The following is a 19,626-nucleotide window of genomic DNA, read 5'->3' as shown; positions in this document are numbered from 1 at the left end:
ACGGAGCAACACCCCATGGCAACCCTCTCCGTCGCCGCAATCCTCGCCGAGAACGCCCGGCGCCGTCCCGACAAGGAGGCGCTGGTCGAAGGCGACCTGCGGCTGACCTTCGCCGAGGTGTGGCGGCGGGCCCGCGCCCAGGCCGGTGCCCTCGTCGGCCTGGACGTCCGGCCGGGGGACCGGGTGGCGCTGATGGCACCGAACACCGCCGACTTCCCGCAGGCCTACTACGCCGTCGCCGCGGCCGGCGCCGTCGTCGTACCGGTGCACCTGCTGCTGTCGGCGGCCGAGGTCGAGCACGTCCTGCGCGACAGCGGCGCCACCCTGCTGCTGTGCCACCCGGCGCAGGCGGAGACCGGGGCCGCCGCCGCGCGGGCGACGGGCGTACGGATGATCACGCTCGGCGAGGAGTTCGGCAAGCTCGCCGCCGACGCCGAGCCCCTGCCCTCGTACGTCACCCGGAACGCCGACGACCCCGCCGTCGTCTTCTACACCAGCGGCACGACCGGCGTCCCCAAGGGCGCCGTGCTCAGCCACTTCAACCTGGTGATGAACGCGACGGTCAACGCCTTCGACGCCAACGACATCCGGCCCGATGACGTGGCGCTCGGCGCACTGCCCCTCTTCCACGCCTTCGGCCAGACCGTCTCCCTGAACTCCACCTGGCGGGCGGGCGCCACCCTCGTCCTGCTGCCGCGCTTCGACGCGGCACGCGCGATCGAGCTGATGGTGAAGGAGGGCGTCAACACCTTCCACGGGGTGCCGACCATGTTCGTCGCCCTCGCCGCCGCGGCGGCCGGTGCCGAGGCCCTGCCGGAGCTGCGGGTGTGCATCTCCGGCGGCGCCTCGCTGCCGGTGGCCGTGCTCGAACGGTTCGAGGAGGCCTTCGGGGCGAAGATCTACGAGGGGTACGGGCTGTCGGAGACCTCTCCGGCGGCCGCCGTGAACCAGCCGGTGTTCGGCGCCAGGCCCGGCACCATCGGCCACCCGCTGTGGGGCGTGGACGTGGAGATCGCCCGCGCGGAGGTCGAGGACGCCGTGGAGCTGCTGCCGGCCGGCGAGCTCGGCGAGGTCGTCGTACGCGGCCACAACGTCTTCTCCGGCTACCTCGGCCGCCCCGAGGCCACCGCCGAGGCGCTGGTCGACGGCTGGTTCCGCACCGGGGACCTGGGCACCAAGGACGAGGACGGGTTCCTCAGGATCGTCGACCGGAAGAAGGACGTCATCATCCGGGGCGGCTACAACGTCTATCCGCGGGAGGTCGAGGAGGTGCTGATGCGCCACCCCGGCATCGCCCAGGTCGCCGTCATCGGACTTCCGGACGAGCTGCACGGCGAGGAGGTCTGCGCGGTGGTCGTGCGCGCCCCCGGCGCCGAGCCCGGGGCGACGCCGGACGCCGGCAAGGTCACCGAGTGGTCCAAGCAGCACCTCGGGCGGCACAAGTACCCGCGCCGGGTGGAGTTCGCGGACGAGCTTCCGCTCGGGCCGAGCATGAAGGTGCTGAAGCGGGAGCTGCGGGCGCGCTACGCCGACCGCGGCGGATCAGCCGGCCGCTAAGGATCAATGGGCGAGACGGTGCTTACGGTACCGGGTGGGTGCGCATAGCATCGGTCCCCGCAATGGACACCATGACGCTCTGGCACCTCACCGGCTGGGAATTCGCCGCCCTCGCCTTCGCGGCCCTGCTCGTCGGCTTCTCCAAGACCGCGGTGAGCGGGGCCAACACGGTCAGCCTCGCGATCTTCGCGGCGGTCCTGCCGGCCCGCGCCTCCACCGGCATCCTGCTCCCCGTCCTGATCGCCGGTGACATCCTCGCCGTCCTCACCTACCGGCGCCACGCGCACTGGCCCACCCTGTGGCGGCTGTTCCCGGCGGTCGGGGTGGGCGTGGTCGTCGGCACCCTGTTCCTGGTGTGGGCCGACGACGCCGTCGTGCGCACGTCGATCGGCGTGATCCTGCTGTTCATGGCCGGGGTGACGGTGTGGCGCCGACGGCAGGCCGACGCCACCGAGCAGCCGGACGAGGTCACCTCGCGCACCGGCCGCGTGAAGGCCCGCTCGTACGGCGTACTGGGCGGGTTCACCACGATGGTCGCCAACGCGGGCGGCCCGGTGATGTCGATGTACCTGCTCTCCGCGGGGTTCAGGAAACTCGGCTTCCTGGGTACGTCGGCGTTCTTCTTCCTGATCGTCAACGTCTCCAAGCTGCCCTTCAGCGCGGGCCTCGGCCTGATCGACGGCCGCTCGCTGCTGCTCGACGCGGCGCTGGTCGTCTTCGTGGTGCCCGGCGCGTTCCTCGGCAAATGGGCCGTGAACCGGATCAACCAACGCCTGTTCGAGCGTCTGGTGATCGCGGCGACGGTTGTGGGCGGTCTGCAGCTCCTGCTTGCCTGACCCGCTGCGGGAGCCCGCTGCTGAGGTCCTCCACCAGCAGGCGCTTGGCGATGGCGTCGACGGCGGCGCGCAGCTCCGTGTCCGTGGGGCGCCCGATGTCCCGCTCCACCCGGTCCTCCAGCCAGGCCGCCCACGCCCGGCCGATCACCAGCGCCTCGCGGGCGCCCGCCTCGGTGTGGGAGAGCAGGGAGCCGTGGCGGGTCAGGAACCCCTCCTCCACCATCCGGTCGAAGACCGGCAGCAGCACCTCCGGCGGGAGCCGGCGGCGGGCGGCGATCAGGCCGAGGCTGGCGTGCCCGACCAGCCGCGTGAACAGGTCCACCTGCATCACCGCCCAGGCACCGGCGACATCCAGCCGGGTGTCGCTGTCCGCGACGATCCGGCGCGCGGTGTCCAGCTCCGTACCGCCGATGATCTTCCCGACGGATGCCTCCAACGCCCGCCTGCTGTTGGCGTCGTGCGGTGAGGCGAAGCCCTCGCCCATGTCCGTGGAGCCCGCGCGGGCGCTGTCGCGCAACTGGACCTGCTTGAGGAACAGCGCCACCAGGAAGCCCAGGACCGCGACCGGCACCGTCCACAGGAACACGGTCTGGATGGTGTCCACGTACGCGCCGACGATGGGCGCCGACGCCCGGGGCGGCAGCCCGTGCACGCCCTCCGGACTGGTCGACGCCCGGGCGATCACCGAGGGGTCGGCGGCCCCGGTGCGGGCCGCCGCCGCGACGCCGTCGCGCAGGTTGGGGCCGAGTGCGTTGGCGTAGATCGTGCCGAACACGGCGGTGCCGAAGGAACTGCCCAGCGTACGGAAGAAGGTGACGCCGGAGGTCGCGGTGCCCAGGTCGGCGTAGTCGACGGTGTTCTGCACCGCGATGGTCAGCACCTGCATGGACAGCCCGATGCCCGTGCCGAGGACGAACATGTACAGCGACTCGAGGCCGGCGCCCGTGTCCGGACCCATCAGCGACATCAGGTACAGGCCGACGCCCATCACCAGCGTGCCCACGATGGGGAACAGCCGGTAACGACCCGTCTTGCTGACCACGTTGCCGCTGAACACCGAGGCGATCAGCAGCCCCGCCACCATCGGCAGCGTCCGCACCCCGGAGACCGTGGCCGAATCCCCGTCGACGTACTGCAGGTACGTCGGCAGGTACGTCAGCGCCCCCAGCATCGCGAAGCCGACGATGAAGCTGAGGATCGAGCAGACCGTGAACACCGGGTTGGAGAACAGCCGCATCGGCAGCATCGGTTCGGCCGCCCGGGTCTCCACCCAGCAGAACAGGCCGAGCGCGATCAGCCCGCCCGCGAACAGGCCGATGATCACGGTCGAGCCCCACGCGTACTGGTTGCCGCCCCAGCTCGTCGCCAGGATCAGCGCGCTGGCACCGACCGCGACCAGCGCGATGCCCAAGTAGTCGATGACGGGACGGGCGGCGGACTTCACCACCGGGATGGTGCGGGCGGCGGCGATCACGACGACGATCGCGATGGGGACGTTGACGTAGAACGCCCAGCGCCAGGAGAGATGGTCGGTGAACAGCCCGCCCAGCAGCGGCCCGATGACCGTCGCCACCCCGAAGACCGCGCCGATCGCGCCCTGGTACTTGCCCCGCTCCCGCAGCGGGATGACGTCCGCGATCAGCGCCATCGCCGTCACCATCAGGCCGCCCGCGCCGATGCCCTGCACCGCCCGCCAGATGATCAGCAGTGGCATGTTCGTCGCCAGCCCGCACAGGAATGAGCCGGTGATGAACACGACCGCGGACACCTGGAAGACCACCTTGCGGCCGAACAGGTCGCCGAACTTGCCGACCAGGACCGTCGCCACGGTCTCCGCGAGCAGGTACGAGGTCACCACCCACGACATGTGCGCGGCGCCGCCCAGGTCCGACACGATCGTGGGCAGCGCGGTGCCCACGATCGTCTGGTCCAGCGCCGCGAGCAGCATGCCGAGCATGATCGTGACGAAGACGACGTTGCGGCGTCGCCGGTCCAGCACGGGCGGCTGGGTGGCGGCGGTCCGCGGCGATTCCTCGGCGACTGTCACACGGTCACGATCACACCGGTGCACGGGCCACGCATGCGGTGGCGGTCCGCCCGGGTGCCGTCCGCCGACGGCCCCGGGCCCCGTCCTACCGGTCCCGCGGGTTGCGCCGCAGCAGATAGGTGTCCATGATCCAGCCCTTGCGCTCCCGCGCCTCGGCACGCAGCCGCTCGATGCGGGGCGCGGCCTGGGCGATCGGGCCGGAGTCGAGGATCTCGTCCGGGGTGCCCAGGTAGGCACCCCAGTAGATGTCGATGTCCTGGTCCGCGTACTGCCGGAAGGTCTGGTGGGCGTCCAGCATCACCACGATGTCGTCCGCGTCCTCGGGAAAGCCCTCGGCGAGCCGCCGCCCGGTGGTGATCTGCACCGGGCGCGCCACCCGGTTCAGCCCGGTCCGGTGCCGGGCGACCAGCGAGGAGACGCTGCTGATGCCGGGGACGACGTCGTACTCGAACGCCACTGCGCCGCGCTCCAGGATCTCCTCCAGGATGCCCAGCGTGCTGTCGTACAGCGCCGGGTCGCCCCACACCAGGAACGCGCCGCTCCCGTCCTCGCCCAGCTCCTCGGCGATCAGCCGCTCGTAGATCCCCGCGCGGGCACTGCGCCAGTCCCCGACGGCGGGGGAGTACGCCGCGCCGCCCGCCCTCCGGTCCCGCTCGGGGTCGCGCGCCTCGACGACCCGGTACGTCCCCTCCGGTACGTGCGTCTCCAGCATGTCCCGGCGCAGCCGCACCAGATCGGCCTTGGCCTCGCCCTTGTCCAGGACGAAGAACACGTCCGTGCTCCGCAGCGCCTTGACCGCCTGGAGCGTCAGCTGGTCGGGGTCGCCCGCGCCGATACCGATCACATGAATTGTCCGCACGCCACGAGTCTGCCGTACGGCACCGGCAACGCCCGGACCGGGGCGTCAGGCCGCCCCTCCGTCCTTCAGCCCCGCAGCCGAGGCGCCCGCGCCGCCGCGTCCACGGACACGCCGCCCTCCACCTCGCCCGCCAGCTCCCGGGCCCACCCGGCGACCGCGCCGAGGTCCATCCCGTACGGCCGCTCCCGCCCGGCCCCCGACGCCGCCCACCGGGTGACGGCCTCCGCCCCGCGCCGCAGCAGCCTCGCCCCGCCGGTGACATTGCCGCGCGCGGAGTGTGTGAGCCCGACGGCCAGTTGGGCCATTCCCCGCCACAGCTCGCGCTCCTCCTCGGGCCCCGACTTCCAGGCGTCCTCGAAGACCTCGTGCGCGTGGAACGGCTTCCCGTCGTCCAGCAGCCCCTGCGCCTCGGCGACCGTCTCCCGAGGGGCCCGTACGACGCCCTCGGGCTGGCGGGGCACGCCGTCCGTGCCGTACGGCAGCGGGCGTCCGAGCCCGTCCCGCGGCCGGGCGTTGCGCGCCCGCCCCTCGTCGTCGCGGTCCCGACCGTCCACCGGACGGTCGGAGGCTGTGCTGTCCACGGGGCTGTCGGCAGGGCTGTCCATGGCACCGATTGTCCCTCGCCCGTGCCCGCTTAGGCATGGCCCGGTCCGTGGGGTAAAGTGCTGTCCGCGTGATCGCGCGGTTCACCGCGCGTGACGACAGCGGGACGTGGCGCAGCTTGGTAGCGCACTTGACTGGGGGTCAAGGGGTCGCAGGTTCAAATCCTGTCGTCCCGACTCGTACGAGTCGCAGATCAGGGCCGGTTTCGGAGGCATCCGAAACCGGCCCTTGGTCATTCCTGGGGACGATCGCCTCCCGCGAGCCGGCGGCCGCGTGCGGACATCGGGTATCTCCTGGCGCGGGTTGACAGCGCATTTCATCAACCGCAGAATTAAATTCATCATGTGATGAACGCAGTCTGGCGGGCTGATCACGGCCCGCACCCTTGTCGTACTCGCAGATCCCCCATCCGCGCAGGAGCGCCTCACCCATGTCCATCGACACGCCACATCCCGAGTCGGCCGCACCGGAGGACGGGCGCGACTCCCGCCGCTGGTGGATCCTCGCCGTCATCGCCGTCGCCCAGCTGATGGTGGTCCTGGATGCCACGATCGTGAACATCGCGCTCCCCTCGGCGCAGCGCGACCTCGGTTTCTCCGACGCGGACCGGCAGTGGGTGGTGACCGCCTACTCGCTGGCGTTCGGCAGCCTGCTGCTCATCGGCGGACGCCTGGCCGACCTGTTCGGCCACAAGGTCGTCTTCCTCGTCGGCGCCGTGGGTTTCGCCCTCTCGTCCGCCCTCGCCGGCGCCGCCGACAGCTTCACCCTGCTGATCTGCGGCCGTGCGCTCCAGGGCGTGTTCGGAGCCGTCCTGGCACCCGCGGCCCTCTCCCTGCTGAACCTCACCTTCCCCGAGGGCAAGGGACGCGCCAGGGCACTCGGGATCTTCGGAGCCATCGCGGGCACGGGCGGCGCCATCGGCCTGCTGCTCGGCGGTGTCCTCACCGAACACCTGAGCTGGCGCTGGACCCTCTACGTCAACCTCGTCTTCGCCGTCCTCGCCCTCGTCGGCGGTGGGCTCCTGCTGGAGGGCGGCCGACGGGCCGGCCGGGCCCGCCTCGACCTCCCGGGCACCCTGCTGGTCTCCGCCGGTCTCTTCGGTGTCGTCTACGGACTGGGCAACGCCGAGTCGCACGGCTGGTCCTCGGCCATGACGTGGGGCTTCCTGGCCCTGGGAGCCGTGCTGGTCGCCGCGTTCGCGGCCTGGCAGTCCCGCGCGGCCAACCCGCTGCTGCCGCTGCGCATCCTGCGCGACCGTGACCGGGCGGCCTCCTTCTCCGCCATCCTCGTCGCGGCTTCCGGCATGTTCGGCATCTTCCTCTTCCTCACCTACTACCTGCAGGTGTCGCTCAGCTACACGCCGGTCGGCACCGGTATCGCGTTCCTGCCGATGATCGTCGCGCTCGTCGTCTCCGCGCAGATCGCCACCAACCTCACCGTCCCGAAACTGGGCGTGCGCGTCGCCGTCCCCACGGGCATGGTGCTGGCGGCGGTCGGCATGACCTGGCTGACGAACATCGGCCTCGACACCTCCTACAACACGCACGTCCTGCCGCCGCTGCTGGTGGTGGGCCTCGGTCTCGGTCATGTCGTGCCGCCCGCCCTGGGCACGGCCACGGCGGGGGTGGGCCGCGACGACGCCGGTGCCGCGTCGGCCGCGACCAACACGATGCAGCAGATCGGCGGGTCCATCGGTACGGCCCTGCTGAACACCATCGCCACCAGCGCGGCGAGCTCCTACCTGGAGGGCAGGACCCCGAGCAGACTGGTCCAGGCGCAGGCACAGTTGCACAGCTTCACGACCGCGTTCTGGTGGGGAGCGGGCATCTTCGGACTGGGCGCGGTCTGCACGGCGCTGGTCTACCGGTCCGGCACCGCCGCCCCCGCGAAGGCGCCGGTGGAGTCCGTGAGTTCGTGACCGGCGGGACCGTCCTTGTGCGACGGCGGAGCCGGGCCCGTGCTGCCCGGGGCTGACTGGCCCCGTCGCACGGCTCAGCCGAGTTCGCGTCGTGCGTACTGGGCGAGGGTGGTGGGCTCGCGGTCGAGGAGCCGGCGCAGGACGTTGGGGTTGCCCAGCAGGCCGTAGCGGTCGTAGTGCGTGGCCAGCCGGATGAAGCCGTCGACCGTGTAGTCGGGGGCGCCCTTCGGGAGAATGTCCCGGACGTCGACCTGCTCGGCGCGCACGCTGGTGCCGCCGGCCTCGGTGAGGACGCGGGCGATGTCGTGGCCGGTGAGGGTGTCCGTGCCGCACAGTTCGTAGGTCGCCCACAGGTGCTTGGCGGGATCGGCGAGAACGGTCGCGGCGACCTCGCCGACGTCGGCGAGGTCGACGAAGGACAGCGGCCGGTCCAGGGAGTAGGGCAGGCGGAAGACGCCGGTCCTCAGGCAGTCGGCCACGTCCACGTTCTGCATGTAGTGCATGGGCTGGAGGATCGTGAACGGCAGCCGTGAGGTCAGCAGATGGCGTTCGACGGCGAGCTTCGACTGGTGGTTGAGCAGCGGCTCCACCTGCGGGTGGGTGACCGACATCAGGAGCACGTGCCCGACGCCCGCCTGCTTCGCGGCGTCGAGGACGTTCTGGCCCATGGTGATCTCGCGCGGGTGCATCGGCGGGCCGATGTGGACCACGGCGTCGCAGCCCTTCAGCGCGGCGGTCAGCTCGTCGGGGCGGGTCAGGTCGGCGACGACTGCCTCACGTGCGCCGTACGAACGGGCCTCGTCGAGACGGCGGTCGGAGTGCACCAGAGCGCGCACCTCGTGACCCGCCGAGGACAGCGCCCGCAGCACGTGCCGGCCAGTGGTTCCCGTGGCGGCGGTGATCGCGATCATGAACTTGCCTGCCTTCCGATTCGAGTGCGGCGGCCGGGTCCCCGCGGGCGCGTCAGAGTCCCGCGGGGTCGTAGCGGTCGGCGAGTGCGGTCCGGTTGCCGTCGGAGAGCAGTTCCCGTTCGGCGTCGGTGAAGCGGTCGACCGTCCCGGTGTCGGCCAGCCCGGGGACGCAGAGGACCTCGCCCTGCTCCACGGCGGCGGCGGTCGCCGTCGCGACGTCCTGGGCGGACATGACGCCCGGCTGGTTTTCCTGGCTGGCTCCGCCCGACCACTCCGTGGCGACGCGTCCGGGGCAGACCACGGTGGCGGTGACACCGGTGCCGGCCAGTTCACCGGCCAGCGCGCGGGTGAACGCCACGGTGGCGGACTTCGCGGCGGCGTACATGGTCCGCGGTGGCATCGGCAGGGAGACGACGTCCGTTTCGAGGGTTCGCTGTGCGGTGCTGAAGGCAAGGAGCGAGGCGATGGTCACGATGCCGCCCTCGCCCCTCGCGCGCAGCGAGGGGAGCACGGCGTGCGCCAGGGTGACCGGGGCGGTGGCGTTGAGCCGCCAGAGCTGGTCGATGTCGGCGGCGGACAGGTCGTGCAGCGGCTTGTAGCCGGACACGCCGGCGCAGGAGACGAGCAGGTGCACATCGCCCTTCGCCGCGCGCTCCGCGACATCGGCGAGACCCTGTGGGGCGGCGAGGTCGGCGACGAGGATCTCGCTTGCCGCGCCGCTCTCCGCGGCCTCGGCGGCGACCTCCTCCAGGCGGTCGCGGCGCCGGGCGACCAGTACGAGGTCGTGGCCGCGGGCGGCGTAGGTGCGGGCGAGGGCGGCACCGATGCCGCTGCTCGCGCCGGTGACGAGGGCAAGGGGACGATTCGACATGGCACCAGCGTATCAAGCTCTTGATGCGAATCAACGACTGTATATCACTCAACATCTGTAAAGTAGCGGTATGAGCAGTCGTCCGGCGCCCGGTGCGCCTTCCCCCGGTGAGGACGTCTTCGGCCGCGTTGCCTGGGCGCTGCGCCGTACCGACCTGACGCTTCAGGCGGTGAAGGAACCTTCGCTGCGCGCCGCCGGTGTGCCGGGTTCCCACTACGCGGTGCTGATCGCGCTCCACGCGAGCCCGGGGCTCACCGGTGCCGAGCTGGCTCGCACCGTCGGCACCACGCCCCAGGCGGTGGCGCTGCTGGTGGGCAAGCTGGCGGGGCGGGGGTTGATCGAGCGCCGCCCGCATCCGCGCCACCGCAGCGTGCAGGAGCTGCATCTGACCGACGAGGGCCGCGCGGAACTGGCGAAGGCCGAGCGCTACGTCACCGACCTGGAGCGCCACATACAGCTGTCCCTGGGTGACCAGCGCTACCGACAGCTGCGCGAGCTGCTGGTCCAGGTCATGGAGGAACTGCCGAACTGGACGCCCCCCGCCGAGTCGTGACCGCGGCCCGGCACCTCGCGGACGGTGCCGGGCGGGGTGTCGGCGAGGCGGACGCGGCGCCCGGTGCGGGTCCTCCGCCCGGTGGTCAGTCCCGCGGCCGTGCCCCCGCGGCGACGAGCAGGTCCACCGTCTCCGGGTACGGCCCCTTCGACGCCCAGTCCAGCGGCGCCCAGCCGGTGCCGTGGTCCTCCCGCAGGTTCGGGTCGGCTCCGTACCCGAGGAGTGCGCGGACGGCCTCGGTGTGTCCCCAGCAGGCCGCCCCGCACAGCGGCGTGCCCTCCGAGCCGATCCCGCTCTCCGTGTCGGGCCGGGCACCGGCCGCGAGCAGCACGCGGACGATGTCGGCGGCCCCGTTCACGGACGCCAGGTACAGCGGGGTGCTCCCCGCCGTGTCCGCAGTCTCGGCGGGCGCTCCGGCCCGCAGCGCGGCCCGCACCTGCGCCAGGTCACCGACGAGCGCGGCGTCGACGAGACGCCGGGACAGTTTCTTGTGCTTTCGCCTGTTCACGCGAGCCGAGACTACGTGAGCGCTTGACTTGAAGTGCACTTCAAATTGGAGACTCCCACTACGTACCCGGACGACCGGGACGTATGGGGAGGAACACCATGAAGTACCGCACCATCGGCACCGACCCGGCACACCGCCGCGAGGTGAGTGTGCTCGCGCTCGGCGCGATGCTGTTCGGCTCGCAGACCGACGAGAAGACCTCGTACGCCGTCCTCGACCGCTACGTGGAGGCGGGCGGGAACTTCATCGACACGTCCGACAACTACGCCTTCTGGACCGACGGCGGCCAGGGCGGCCAGAGCGAACAACTCCTCGGCCGCTGGCGGCGCAGCCGCGGGATCGGCGACGAGGTCGTGATCGCCACCAAGCTGGGCGCGCGTCCGCTGGCGCCCGGCACCGGCTACACCGACAACCCGGAGGGGCTGTCGGCCAAGGTGATCCGCGAGGCCGCCGACCGCAGCCGGGAACGGCTCGGCATGGAGAAGCTGGACCTGCTGTACGCGCACATCGACGACTTCACCGTGGAGCAGCGCGAGACCGTCGAGGGGTTCGGCGCACTGGTCGCGGAAGGCACCGTCGGACTGCTCGGCGTCAGCAACCAGGCGATGTGGCGCGTCGAGCGGGCCCGCGCCCTGGCCGCCGCGGCCGGACTCCCCGGCTACGAGGTGCTGCAGTACCAGCACAGCCACCTGCGGCCCCGCTTCGACGTGCCCGGTGAGTTCTCGCCGTACGGCAGCCTCGGCCACGCCGGCGCCGAACTCCTCGGCTACCTGCGGGCCGAGCCGGACCTGACCCTGGTCGCCTACTCGCCGCTGCTGGCCGGCGCCTACGTCCGCGAGGACAAGCCGCTGCCCCCCGACTACGATCACCCGGGCACCCCGGCCCGGCTCGCCGTGCTCCGCGAGGTCGCCCTGGAGACCGGGGCCACGGTCAACCAGGTCGTCCTCGCCTGGCAGATCGGCGCGGAACTGCCGATCGTGCCGCTGGCCGGGGCCTCGTCGGTGACGCAGCTGGAGGAGAACCTGGCGGCCGTGGACCTGGAACTGACGGCGGACCAGCGGGCCCGCCTGGACGCGGTCCACTGAGCCCGGTCAGTTCCTGACCAGCAGCTGGAAGTCGAACGCGTACCGGGACGCGCGGTAGACGTGCGTCCCGTACTCGACCGGCCGTCCGGTGTCGTCGTACGCGGTGCGCTGCATGGTGAGCAGCGCGGCGCCCTCCTGCTCGCCGAGGCGCTCGGCCTCCTCGCGGGAGGCGATGCGGGCGCCGACGGTCTGGCGGGCGCTGTGCAGGGTGATGCCGCGGGCGCGCATCATCCGGTACAGGCCGGTCGACTCCAGCCGGGTGTCGTCGAGTTCCAGCAGGTCCGCGGGAAGGTGGTTGCAGAGCATCGCCACCGGCTGGCCGTGGGTGAGGCGCAACCGCTCCAGGACGGCGACCTCGGTGCCCTCCGTGACGCCGAGGGCCGCCGCGACCTCGGCGGGGGCGGGGACGCGCTCGTTGCGCACCACACGGGTGCCGGGGCCCTGACCGGCGGCCTCCAGGTCGTCGTAGAGACTGCTCAGTTCCAGCGGGCGCTTGACCTGGCTGTGCACCACCTGGGTGCCGACCCCGCGCCGCCGCACCAGGAGCCCCTTGTCGACCAGCGACTGGATGGCCTGCCGGACGGTCGGCCGGGACAGGCCGAGGCGGACGGAGAGGTCGACCTCGTTGCCCAGCAGGTTCCCCGGTGCGAGGACGCCGTGTTCTATCGCCGCCTCCAACTGCTGGGCCAGCTGGTGGTAGAGCGGCACCGGACTGCTCCGGTCCAGGGCGAAGTCCAGGGTGCCGGTCGCGGGGGCGGTCACGGCACGTGCGGGGTTGCCGGTCTTCGCCATGGACGTACCTCCCTTGCGTAGGTGACGGGCGGTCGGGGGAGCCGGGGGCGTCAGAGGTGGCGGCGGCGGTCGGCGACGGCGCGCTCGTACGCCGCACGCGCGTCCGCGGCCGCCTCGCGGGCCGACACCTCGGCCACCGGCACGTCCCACCAGGCCTCCGCCGGGAGAGCGGCCGCGGCGGGCGCCGTCTCGACGTACACGCACGTCGGGCGGGTCGCCGCGCGGGCCGTCGACAGCGCCTCGCGCAGCTCCCGCACCGTCTTGGCGCGCAGCACGTCCATGCCGAGGCTGGCCGCGTTGGCGGCGAGGTCGACGGGGAGCGGGGCGCCGGTGAAGGAACCGTCGGCGACGCGGTGGCGGTAGTCGGTGCCGAAGCGCTCGGCGCCCACCGACTCGGACAGGCCGCCGATGGACGCGTAGCCGTGGTTCTGGACCAGGACCAGCTTCACCGGCAGGTTCTCCTGGACGGCCGTGACGATCTCCGTCGGGTTCATCAGGTACGTGCCGTCGCCGACCAGGGCCCACACGGGGGTGCCGGGCGCGGCCTGCTGGACGCCGAGCGCGGCCGGGATCTCGTAGCCCATGCAGGAGTAGCCGTACTCCAGGTGGTACTGGCGCGGGGAGCGGGCCCGCCACAGTTTGTGCAGGTCGCCGGGGAGCGAGCCGGCCGCGTTGATCACCACGTCCTCGTCGCCGACGACCGCGTCCAGCGCGCCCAGCACCTGTGTCTGGGTCGGCACCGCGCTGTCGTCGTCGGCGCGGAACGCCGCCTGTACGGTCTCCTCCCAACGGGCCTTCCCCGCGCGGTACTCCGACTCGTACGCCGCGTCCACGCGGTGGCCGGACAGCGCCTCCGTGAGCGCCGTGACCCCCGACCGCGCGTCGCACACCAGGGTGCCGGCGGCGAGCTTGTGGGCGTCGAAGGCGGTGATGTTGAGGTTGAGGAAGCGGACGTCCGGGTGCTGGAAGAGGGTGCCGGAGGCGGTGGTGAAGTCCGAGTAGCGGGTGCCGACGCCGATCACCAGGTCCGCGGTACAGGCGAGTTGGTCGCTCACCGCGGTGCCGGTGTGGCCGATGCCGCCGAGGTCGGCCGGGTGGTCGTGACGCAGCGCGCCCTTGCCGGCCTGGGTGGAGGCGACCGGGATGCCGGTGGCGTCCACCAGTGCCTTCAGGGCCTGCTCGGCCTCGCTGTGGTGGACGCCGCCGCCCGCCACGATCAGCGGGCGTGCGGCGGCGCGGACCGCCCGGACGGCCTCGGCCAGTTCCGCCGGGTCGGGCGCGGGGCGGCGTACCCGCCAGACGCGGTCGGCGAAGAACTCCTCCGGCCAGTCGTACGCCTCCGCCTGCACGTCCTGCGGGAGCGCGAGGGTGACCGCGCCGGTCTCCGCCGGGTCGGTCAGTACGCGCATGGCCTTCAGAGCGGAGGCGAGGAGCGCTTCGGGGCGGGTGATCCGGTCGAAGTACCGGGACACGGGTCGCAGGGTGTCGTTGACGGACACGTCGGCCTCGACCGGGTGCTCCAGCTGCTGGAGCAGCGGGTCCGCGGCGTGCGAGGCGAAGTAGTCGCCGGGGAGCAGGAGGACCGGCAGGCGGTTGATCGTGGCCAGGGCGGCGCCGGTGACGAGGTTGGTGGCGCCGGGACCGATGGACGTCGTCACCGCCTGCGCGGACAGGCGGTTGAGCTGGCGGGCGTGGCCGACGGCCGCGTGCACCATGGCCTGTTCGTTGCGGCCCTGGTGGTAGGGCATCGCCTCCCGGTACTCGACGAGCGCCTGGCCGAGGCCGGCCACGTTGCCGTGGCCGAAGATGCCCCAGGTGCCGGCGATCAGGCGGTGCCGTACGCCGTCGCGTTCGGTGTACTGCGCGGCCAGGAAGCGCACCAGGGCCTGGGCGGTGGTCAGTCGGCGGGTGGCGGCGGCGCTCATGCGGACGTCTCCGGTGCGGTGTAGAGGGGGAGCCGGGGGTCGACCGGCTGCTCGGGCCAGGTGTCCCGGATCCAGGCGTGGTCGGGGTGGTCGCAGATCAGCCAGGCGCGGTCGGCCTCCGGACCGGCCATGACGTTGAGGTAGTACATGTGGTGGCCGGGGACCGCCATCGACGGTCCGTGCCAGCCGTCGGGGATCAGCACGACGTCCCCGTCGCGCACTTCGGCGAGGACGTCGGTTCCCTGTCCCTGCCCGGACGGTGACACCCGCTGGTAGCCGAGGCCCGGGGTGCCGCCGTGGTCCGCGAACTCGAAGTAGTAGATCTCCTCCAGCACCGACTCCTCGCCGGGGCGGTGCTCGTCGTGCTTGTGCGGAGGGAAGGACGACCAGTTGCCGCCGGGGGTCAGCACCTCCACCGCGATCAGCTTGTCGCACTCGAACACCCCGGCCGCACCGAAGTTGTTGACCTGGCGCGAACAGTTCCCGGTGCCCCTCAGCTCCACCGGCACCGACGACGCCGGACCGTACCGGGCGGGCAGGCGGCGGGTGCAGCGGGCGCCGGTCAGGGCGAACCGGCCGCCGCCGGTGGACGTCAGCGTCGTACGGGCGTCGCGCGGGACGTACGCGAAGTCGGTGACACCGCTGAACACGCTGCCTCGGCCGGTGAGTTCGAAGGACTCCCGGCCGAAGTCGTCGGCGGTCGCGACCGTGCAGCCGCCGCTCAGCGGCAGGACGATCCACTCGCTCTCGCCGCTGTCGAAGGTGTGGCTGCCGCCGGGGAGCAGGTTCACGACCCGCAGGCTGGAATGGCCCCAGCCCGCGCTCTCGGGCGTCACGTCCACGGGGTGCGGGCCGTCCGCCGCCGCCTTGCCCGCGGGAAGGTGATACGTCATCGTCCGGTCCTCCGCCTCTCCTGGGTCACAGCAGTCCTGGTCACAGCAGTCCCACGGCCGTGTCCACCGCCTCCTCCACACTGCCCCCGGCCGGGTAGAGCAGCGAGCGGCCGACGACCATGCCCTGCACGGTGGGCAGCCTCAGGGCCTTGCGCCAGCGTTCGTAGGCCGCGGTCTGATCCGCGGGGGAGCCCCCTATGTCGCCGCCGAGCAGGACCGCGGGCAGCGTGGAGGTCTCCAGGACCTCGGCCATGTCGTCCGGGTCGCGGGTGACGGGCAGTTTCAGCCAGGTGTAGGCGGAGGTGCCGCCGAGACCGGAGGCGATGGCGATGGAGCGGGTGACGGCCTCGGCCGACAGGTCGTTGCGGACCCGCCCGTCGATCCGGCGCGACATGAACGGCTCCACGAACAACGGCAGTCGGCGTTCCGCCATGGCGTCGACCGCCCGCGCGCTCGCCTCCATCGTGGTCAGCGAGCCGGGGTCCTCGTAGTCGATGCGCAGCAGCAGCTTGCCCGCGTCGAAGCGCAGCCGGGCGATGTCCTCGGCACGGTGGCCGGTGAAGCGGTCGTCCATCTCGAAGGCGGCGCCCGCGAGGCCGCCCCGGTTCATCGAACCCATGACGACCTTGTTCTCCAGCACCCCGAGCAGCAGCAGGTCCTCCAGCACGTCCGCGGTGGCGAGCACCCCGTCGACGCCGGGCCGGGACAGTGCGGTGCACAGGCGCTCCAGCAGGTCGGCCCGGTTGGCCATGGCCAGCCTGCGGTCGCCGACACCGAGCGCGCCGCGCGCCGGGTGGTCGGCGGCCACGATCATCAGGCGGCCGGAGTCGCCGATCAGCGGGCGGCGCAGGCGGCGGGCCGCGGCCTCGGCGATCGCCTCCGGGTGCCGGGCTCTGACCGCGGTGAGGTCCGGGATGCTGGAGATGCTCAGGGACAAGACGAAGCTCCGTTCAGGGAGTGGCTCGCGCGAGGAGGTCGTCGACCTCCGCCTCGGTGGGCATCGCGGAGGAGCAGGCGAGACGGGAGGCGACGAGGGCGCCGGCCGCGTTGGCGTACCGCATGATCCGCTCCAGCTCCCAGCCGGAGAGCAGACCGTGGCACAGGGACCCGCCGAACGCGTCGCCCGCGCCGAGTCCGTTGACCACCTCGACCGGGACCGGCGGCACCTCGGCGGACCGGCCGTCGCGGTGCACGGCGAGGACACCCTTGGGGCCCTGCTTGACCACGGCCAGTTCCACACCGGCCGCCAGCAGCGCCTCGGCGCAGGCACGTGGTTCGCGCACGCCCGTGGCGATCTCGCACTCGTCCAGGTTGCCGACCGCGACGGTCGTGTGCCCGAGCGCCTCGGCGTAGTACGGGCGGGCCTGGTCCGGGTCGGTCCAGAACATGGGGCGCCAGTCCAGGTCGAAGACCGTGGTGCCGGACTTGGCGCGGTGGGCGAGGGCGGCCAGGGTCGCCGTACGGCTCGGCTCCTCGCTCAGTCCGGTGCCGGTCATCCAGAAGATCGAGGCCGCGCGGACCGCGTCCAGGTCCAGCTCCTCCTGGTGGATCTCCAGGTCCGGGGCCTTGGGACGGCGGTAGAAGTACAGCGGGAAGTCGTCCGGCGGGAAGATCTCGCAGAACGTCACGGGGGTCGGGTATGCGGCGACCGGGGTGACCCACCGGTCGTCCACGCCGAACTCCTTCAACGCCTGGTGCAGGTAGCCGCCGAAGGGATCGTCGCCCGTGCGGGTGATGACGGCCGTGGTACGGCCGAGCCGGGCGGCGGCGACCGCCACGTTGGAGGCCGAACCGCCGAGAAACTTGCCGAAGGTCTCAACCTCCGCCAGGGGTACGCCCGTCTGCAAAGGATAGAGATCGACCCCGATGCGGCCCATCGTGATCAGATCGAAACGCGGGACTGACTCGGCCATGTGCGACGCTCCTCGGGCTGGGCGGGGGCCTGCCGCCTCCCAGGTGTATGACTCCTGGACGACGCTGTCAATACTTTGTACTTACATTCGGACCTGTGAGTGAAGTGATGTCTTGACAAAGTATTGACAGTGGGCGCCTCAAGGACTTGTATCCGGTCCCAGCGCAGCAACAGCCATTCTTCTCGGGTCTGGCACTCGGGTCTGGCACACGGCTTTCCCGTCGCACAGTCGCACAGTGAGGTGCAGGAAAAGATGGACCGCTCTTCGCACGCCCGCTCCCGCAGATTCGCTCCCGCCGTGGCCCTCGCCGCCGCCGCGGCCCTGACCCTCGCCGGCTGTTCCAGCAGCTCGGGCGGGAAGAAGGCAGACGAGGAGGGTGGCTCGGGCGCCTCCGCGGGCAAGGCGAGCACCCCCCGCATGACCGTCGCCCTCATCACCCACCAGGCGCCCGGCGACACCTTCTGGGACATCGTCCGCAAGGGCGCCCAGACCGCCGCCGACAAGGACAACGTCAAGCTCGTCTACTCCGCGGACCCGAACGCGGGCAACCAGGCCAACCTGGTGCAGAACGCGATCGACCAGAAGGTCGACGGCATCGCCGTCACCCTCGCCAAGCCGGACGCCCTGCGGAGCGTCCTCGCCAAGGCGGAGAAGGCCGGCATACCCGTGGTCGGGCTCAACTCCGGTCTGGCGGACTGGAAGAAGCTCGGCCTGATGGAGTTCTTCGGCCAGGACGAGAGCGTGGCGGGTGAGGCGTTCGGCAAGAAGCTGAACGAGGTGGGTGCCAAGAAGGCCCTCTGCGTGATCCACGAACAGGGCAACGTCGGCCTGACCCAGCGGTGCGACGGCCTGAAGAAGACGTTCGAGGGCTCGGTGGAGAACCTGTACGTCAACGGCGCCGACAAGCCCTCGGTGAAGGCGACGGTCACGGCCAAGCTGCAGCAGGACAGCGCCATCGACCACGTCGTCACGCTCGGCGCCCCGTTCGCCATGACGGCCGTGCAGTCGGTGGACGAGTCCGGCAGCAAGGCGAAGGTCGCCACCTTCGACCTCAACAAGGAACTGGCCGGCGCCATCGAGAAGGACGACATCGAGTTCGCCGTCGACCAGCAGCCCTACCTCCAGGGCTACCTCGCCGTCGACGGACTGTGGCTCTACAAGAACAACGGCAACTACAGCGGCGGCGGTGAGCAGCCGGTGCTGACCGGCCCGGCCTTCGTCGACAAGTCCAACGTGAAGGCCGTCGCCGAGTTCGCCTCGAAGGGCACCCGGTGATGAGCATGGCCCAACAGGCTGAGCCGGCGGTGACCACACCGCCGGCCCCCGGCCCCAAGGAGACGGACGGGCGCACCCGTGAGCGCCCCGTGGTGCTGCGGCTGCTGGCCCGGCCCGAGGTCGGGGTCTTCCTCGGCGCCGTGGCCGTGTTCGTCTTCTTCCTGATCGCCGCGCCCACGCTCCGCGACGGCGCCTCCATGGCGACGGTGCTGTACCAGTCGTCCACCATCGGCATCATGGCGCTGCCCGTCGCCCTGCTGATGATCGGCGGCGAGTTCGACCTGTCCGCCGGTGTCGCCGTGGTCACCTCGGCGCTCACCGCCGGCATGCTCAGCTACCAGCTGACCATGAACGTCTGGATGGGCGTGATCGTCGCCCTGGTGGCCTCGCTCGCCGTCGGCGCCTTCAACGGCTGGGTGCTGGTGAAGACCGGCCTGCCGAGCTTCCTGGTGACGCTGGCCACCTTCCTGGTCCTCCAGGGCGTCAACCTCGCCGTCACCAAGCTCGTCACCGACAACGTCGCCACCGACGACATCAGCGACATGGACGGCTTCGACCAGGCCAAGGCCCTGTTCGCCTCGTCCTTCGACGTCGGCGGCGTCGAGGTGAGGATCACGGTCGTGTGGTGGCTGGTCTTCGCGGCCCTGGCCACCTGGGTGCTGCTGCGCACCAAGTACGGCAACTGGATCTTCGCCGTCGGCGGCAGCCAGGAGTCCGCCCGCGCGGTCGGCGTGCCGGTCACCTTCACCAAGATCACGCTGTTCATGCTGGTCGGCTTCGGCGCCTGGTTCGTCGGCATGCACCAGCTGTTCTCCTTCAACACCGTGCAGTCCGGCGAAGGCGTCGGCCAGGAGCTGATCTACATCGCCGCGGCGGTCATCGGCGGCTGTCTGCTCACCGGCGGCTACGGCTCCGCCATCGGCCCCGTCTTCGGCGCCTTCATGTTCGGCATGGTGAACCAGGGCATCGTCTTCGCGGGCTGGAACCCCGACTGGTTCAAGGCATTCCTCGGTGTGATGCTCCTCGGCGCCGTCCTCATCAACCTGTACGTCCGCCGCGCCGCGACCCGGAGGTGATCGG

Annotated in this window: 18 protein-coding genes and 1 tRNA gene; 8 read left to right on the top strand and 11 right to left on the bottom strand. The window is 71.7% G+C overall.

Annotation, left to right across the window (positions count from 1 at the left end):
* Window positions 1-15: 15 nt before the first annotated feature.
* Both ABS735_RS22065 and ABS735_RS22060 read left to right on the top strand, forming a co-directional pair.
* On the top strand, window positions 16-1,557 hold the full coding sequence (locus ABS735_RS22065) for a long-chain-fatty-acid--CoA ligase (protein WP_373900860.1): 1,542 nt from the start codon (window positions 16-18) through the stop codon (window positions 1,555-1,557).
* Between the two features lie 62 nt (window positions 1,558-1,619).
* Window positions 1,620-2,393, top strand: a complete 774-nt coding sequence (locus tag ABS735_RS22060; RefSeq protein WP_373900861.1) for a sulfite exporter TauE/SafE family protein — start codon at window positions 1,620-1,622, stop codon at window positions 2,391-2,393.
* Here the strand turns inward: ABS735_RS22060 and ABS735_RS22055 are convergent.
* The 3 genes from ABS735_RS22055 to ABS735_RS22045 form a co-directional block, all read right to left on the bottom strand.
* Window positions 2,320-4,440, bottom strand: a complete 2,121-nt coding sequence (locus ABS735_RS22055) for an MDR family MFS transporter (RefSeq protein ID WP_373900862.1) — start codon at window positions 4,438-4,440, stop codon at window positions 2,320-2,322. The genes ABS735_RS22060 and ABS735_RS22055 overlap by 74 nt on opposite strands.
* An 85-nt stretch (window positions 4,441-4,525) precedes the next feature.
* Complete coding sequence (gene cobF / locus ABS735_RS22050) at window positions 4,526-5,299, bottom strand: precorrin-6A synthase (deacetylating) (protein ID WP_373900864.1); 774 nt, start codon at window positions 5,297-5,299, stop codon at window positions 4,526-4,528.
* 65 nt (window positions 5,300-5,364) lie between these two features.
* Complete coding sequence (locus ABS735_RS22045) at window positions 5,365-5,904, bottom strand: DUF309 domain-containing protein (protein ID WP_373900865.1); 540 nt, start codon at window positions 5,902-5,904, stop codon at window positions 5,365-5,367.
* A gap of 100 nt (window positions 5,905-6,004) precedes the next feature.
* On the opposite strand from ABS735_RS22045, the gene ABS735_RS22040 reads away from it, so the two are divergent.
* Together ABS735_RS22040 and ABS735_RS22035 are read left to right on the top strand one after the other, a co-directional pair.
* Window positions 6,005-6,078, top strand: a tRNA-Pro gene (locus ABS735_RS22040).
* Window positions 6,079-6,332: 254 nt separating this feature from the next.
* Entirely contained in the window at window positions 6,333-7,820 is a 1,488-nt protein-coding gene (locus tag ABS735_RS22035; protein ID WP_373900866.1) for an MFS transporter, read from the top strand.
* Window positions 7,821-7,894: 74 nt separating this feature from the next.
* On the opposite strand, the gene ABS735_RS22030 is transcribed toward ABS735_RS22035, so the two are convergent.
* Both ABS735_RS22030 and ABS735_RS22025 read right to left on the bottom strand, forming a co-directional pair.
* Complete coding sequence (locus ABS735_RS22030; RefSeq protein WP_373900867.1) at window positions 7,895-8,731, bottom strand: SDR family oxidoreductase; 837 nt, start codon at window positions 8,729-8,731, stop codon at window positions 7,895-7,897.
* Window positions 8,732-8,783: 52 nt separating this feature from the next.
* Window positions 8,784-9,602 (bottom strand): SDR family NAD(P)-dependent oxidoreductase, encoded by an 819-nt coding sequence (locus tag ABS735_RS22025; protein WP_373900868.1) that lies wholly within the window; start codon window positions 9,600-9,602, stop codon window positions 8,784-8,786.
* 70 nt (window positions 9,603-9,672) lie between these two features.
* On the opposite strand from ABS735_RS22025, the gene ABS735_RS22020 reads away from it, so the two are divergent.
* Window positions 9,673-10,155: a MarR family winged helix-turn-helix transcriptional regulator gene (locus ABS735_RS22020; RefSeq protein ID WP_373900869.1), complete on the top strand. Its 483-nt coding sequence runs from the start codon at window positions 9,673-9,675 to the stop codon at window positions 10,153-10,155.
* Between the two features lie 85 nt (window positions 10,156-10,240).
* Here the strand turns inward: ABS735_RS22020 and ABS735_RS22015 are convergent, their stop codons facing one another.
* Window positions 10,241-10,663 (bottom strand): ankyrin repeat domain-containing protein, encoded by a 423-nt coding sequence (locus tag ABS735_RS22015; RefSeq protein WP_373900871.1) that lies wholly within the window; start codon window positions 10,661-10,663, stop codon window positions 10,241-10,243.
* Window positions 10,664-10,761: 98 nt separating this feature from the next.
* On the opposite strand from ABS735_RS22015, the gene ABS735_RS22010 reads away from it, so the two are divergent.
* Complete coding sequence (locus ABS735_RS22010) at window positions 10,762-11,748, top strand: aldo/keto reductase (protein ID WP_373900873.1); 987 nt, start codon at window positions 10,762-10,764, stop codon at window positions 11,746-11,748.
* 6 nt (window positions 11,749-11,754) lie between these two features.
* Here the strand turns inward: ABS735_RS22010 and ABS735_RS22005 are convergent, their stop codons facing one another.
* The 5 genes from ABS735_RS22005 to iolC are packed head-to-tail and all read right to left on the bottom strand — an operon-like array spanning window position 11,755 to window position 17,271.
* Window positions 11,755-12,540 carry a GntR family transcriptional regulator gene (locus ABS735_RS22005; protein WP_373900875.1) on the bottom strand — a complete coding sequence of 262 codons (786 nt, stop codon included), beginning with the start codon at window positions 12,538-12,540 and terminating at the stop codon, window positions 11,755-11,757.
* Window positions 12,541-12,590: 50 nt separating this feature from the next.
* Entirely contained in the window at window positions 12,591-14,465 is a 1,875-nt protein-coding gene (gene iolD / locus ABS735_RS22000) for a 3D-(3,5/4)-trihydroxycyclohexane-1,2-dione acylhydrolase (decyclizing) (protein WP_373900877.1), read from the bottom strand.
* Window positions 14,462-15,358, bottom strand: coding sequence for a 5-deoxy-glucuronate isomerase (iolB, locus tag ABS735_RS21995; protein WP_373900878.1), 897 nt, complete (start codon window positions 15,356-15,358; stop codon window positions 14,462-14,464). The genes iolD and iolB overlap by 4 nt, the downstream gene beginning before the upstream one ends.
* A gap of 40 nt (window positions 15,359-15,398) precedes the next feature.
* Complete coding sequence (locus tag ABS735_RS21990) at window positions 15,399-16,295, bottom strand: Cgl0159 family (beta/alpha)8-fold protein (RefSeq protein WP_373900879.1); 897 nt, start codon at window positions 16,293-16,295, stop codon at window positions 15,399-15,401.
* 13 nt (window positions 16,296-16,308) lie between these two features.
* Window positions 16,309-17,271 carry a 5-dehydro-2-deoxygluconokinase gene (gene iolC / locus ABS735_RS21985; protein ID WP_373900880.1) on the bottom strand — a complete coding sequence of 321 codons (963 nt, stop codon included), beginning with the start codon at window positions 17,269-17,271 and terminating at the stop codon, window positions 16,309-16,311.
* A gap of 252 nt (window positions 17,272-17,523) precedes the next feature.
* On the opposite strand from iolC, the gene ABS735_RS21980 reads away from it, so the two are divergent.
* Together ABS735_RS21980 and ABS735_RS21975 are read left to right on the top strand one after the other, a co-directional pair.
* On the top strand, window positions 17,524-18,546 hold the full coding sequence (locus tag ABS735_RS21980; protein ID WP_373900881.1) for a sugar ABC transporter substrate-binding protein: 1,023 nt from the start codon (window positions 17,524-17,526) through the stop codon (window positions 18,544-18,546).
* Window positions 18,546-19,622 (top strand): ABC transporter permease, encoded by a 1,077-nt coding sequence (locus ABS735_RS21975; protein WP_373900882.1) that lies wholly within the window; start codon window positions 18,546-18,548, stop codon window positions 19,620-19,622. The genes ABS735_RS21980 and ABS735_RS21975 overlap by 1 nt, the downstream gene beginning before the upstream one ends.
* Window positions 19,623-19,626 lie beyond the last annotated feature (4 nt).

This window comes from Streptomyces sp. MMCC 100 (assembly GCF_041538145.2).
GTDB lineage: Bacteria > Actinomycetota > Actinomycetes > Streptomycetales > Streptomycetaceae > Streptomyces.
The sequence above is the reverse complement of the archived record's forward strand: the minus strand, read 5'-3'. Positions and strand labels throughout refer to the sequence as shown.

Bases quoted from the DNA above. Each gene is read 5' to 3' on its own strand.
- ABS735_RS22010 (WP_373900873.1), top strand. From the start codon at position 10,762: ATGAAGTACCGCACCATCGGCACCGACCCGGCACACCGCCGCGAGGTG.
- ABS735_RS22030 (WP_373900867.1), bottom strand. From the start codon at position 8,731: ATGATCGCGATCACCGCCGCCACGGGAACCACTGGCCGGCACGTGCTG.
- ABS735_RS22065 (WP_373900860.1), top strand. From the start codon at position 16: ATGGCAACCCTCTCCGTCGCCGCAATCCTCGCCGAGAACGCCCGGCGC.
- ABS735_RS22035 (WP_373900866.1), top strand. From the start codon at position 6,333: ATGTCCATCGACACGCCACATCCCGAGTCGGCCGCACCGGAGGACGGG.
- ABS735_RS22020 (WP_373900869.1), top strand. From the start codon at position 9,673: ATGAGCAGTCGTCCGGCGCCCGGTGCGCCTTCCCCCGGTGAGGACGTC.
- ABS735_RS21975 (WP_373900882.1), top strand. From the start codon at position 18,546: ATGAGCATGGCCCAACAGGCTGAGCCGGCGGTGACCACACCGCCGGCC.
- iolD (WP_373900877.1), bottom strand. From the start codon at position 14,465: ATGAGCGCCGCCGCCACCCGCCGACTGACCACCGCCCAGGCCCTGGTG.
- iolC (WP_373900880.1), bottom strand. From the start codon at position 17,271: ATGGCCGAGTCAGTCCCGCGTTTCGATCTGATCACGATGGGCCGCATC.
- ABS735_RS22025 (WP_373900868.1), bottom strand. From the start codon at position 9,602: ATGTCGAATCGTCCCCTTGCCCTCGTCACCGGCGCGAGCAGCGGCATC.
- ABS735_RS22060 (WP_373900861.1), top strand. From the start codon at position 1,620: ATGGACACCATGACGCTCTGGCACCTCACCGGCTGGGAATTCGCCGCC.
- iolB (WP_373900878.1), bottom strand. From the start codon at position 15,358: ATGACGTATCACCTTCCCGCGGGCAAGGCGGCGGCGGACGGCCCGCAC.
- ABS735_RS22005 (WP_373900875.1), bottom strand. From the start codon at position 12,540: ATGGCGAAGACCGGCAACCCCGCACGTGCCGTGACCGCCCCCGCGACC.
- ABS735_RS22045 (WP_373900865.1), bottom strand. From the start codon at position 5,904: ATGGACAGCCCTGCCGACAGCCCCGTGGACAGCACAGCCTCCGACCGT.
- ABS735_RS21980 (WP_373900881.1), top strand. From the start codon at position 17,524: ATGGACCGCTCTTCGCACGCCCGCTCCCGCAGATTCGCTCCCGCCGTG.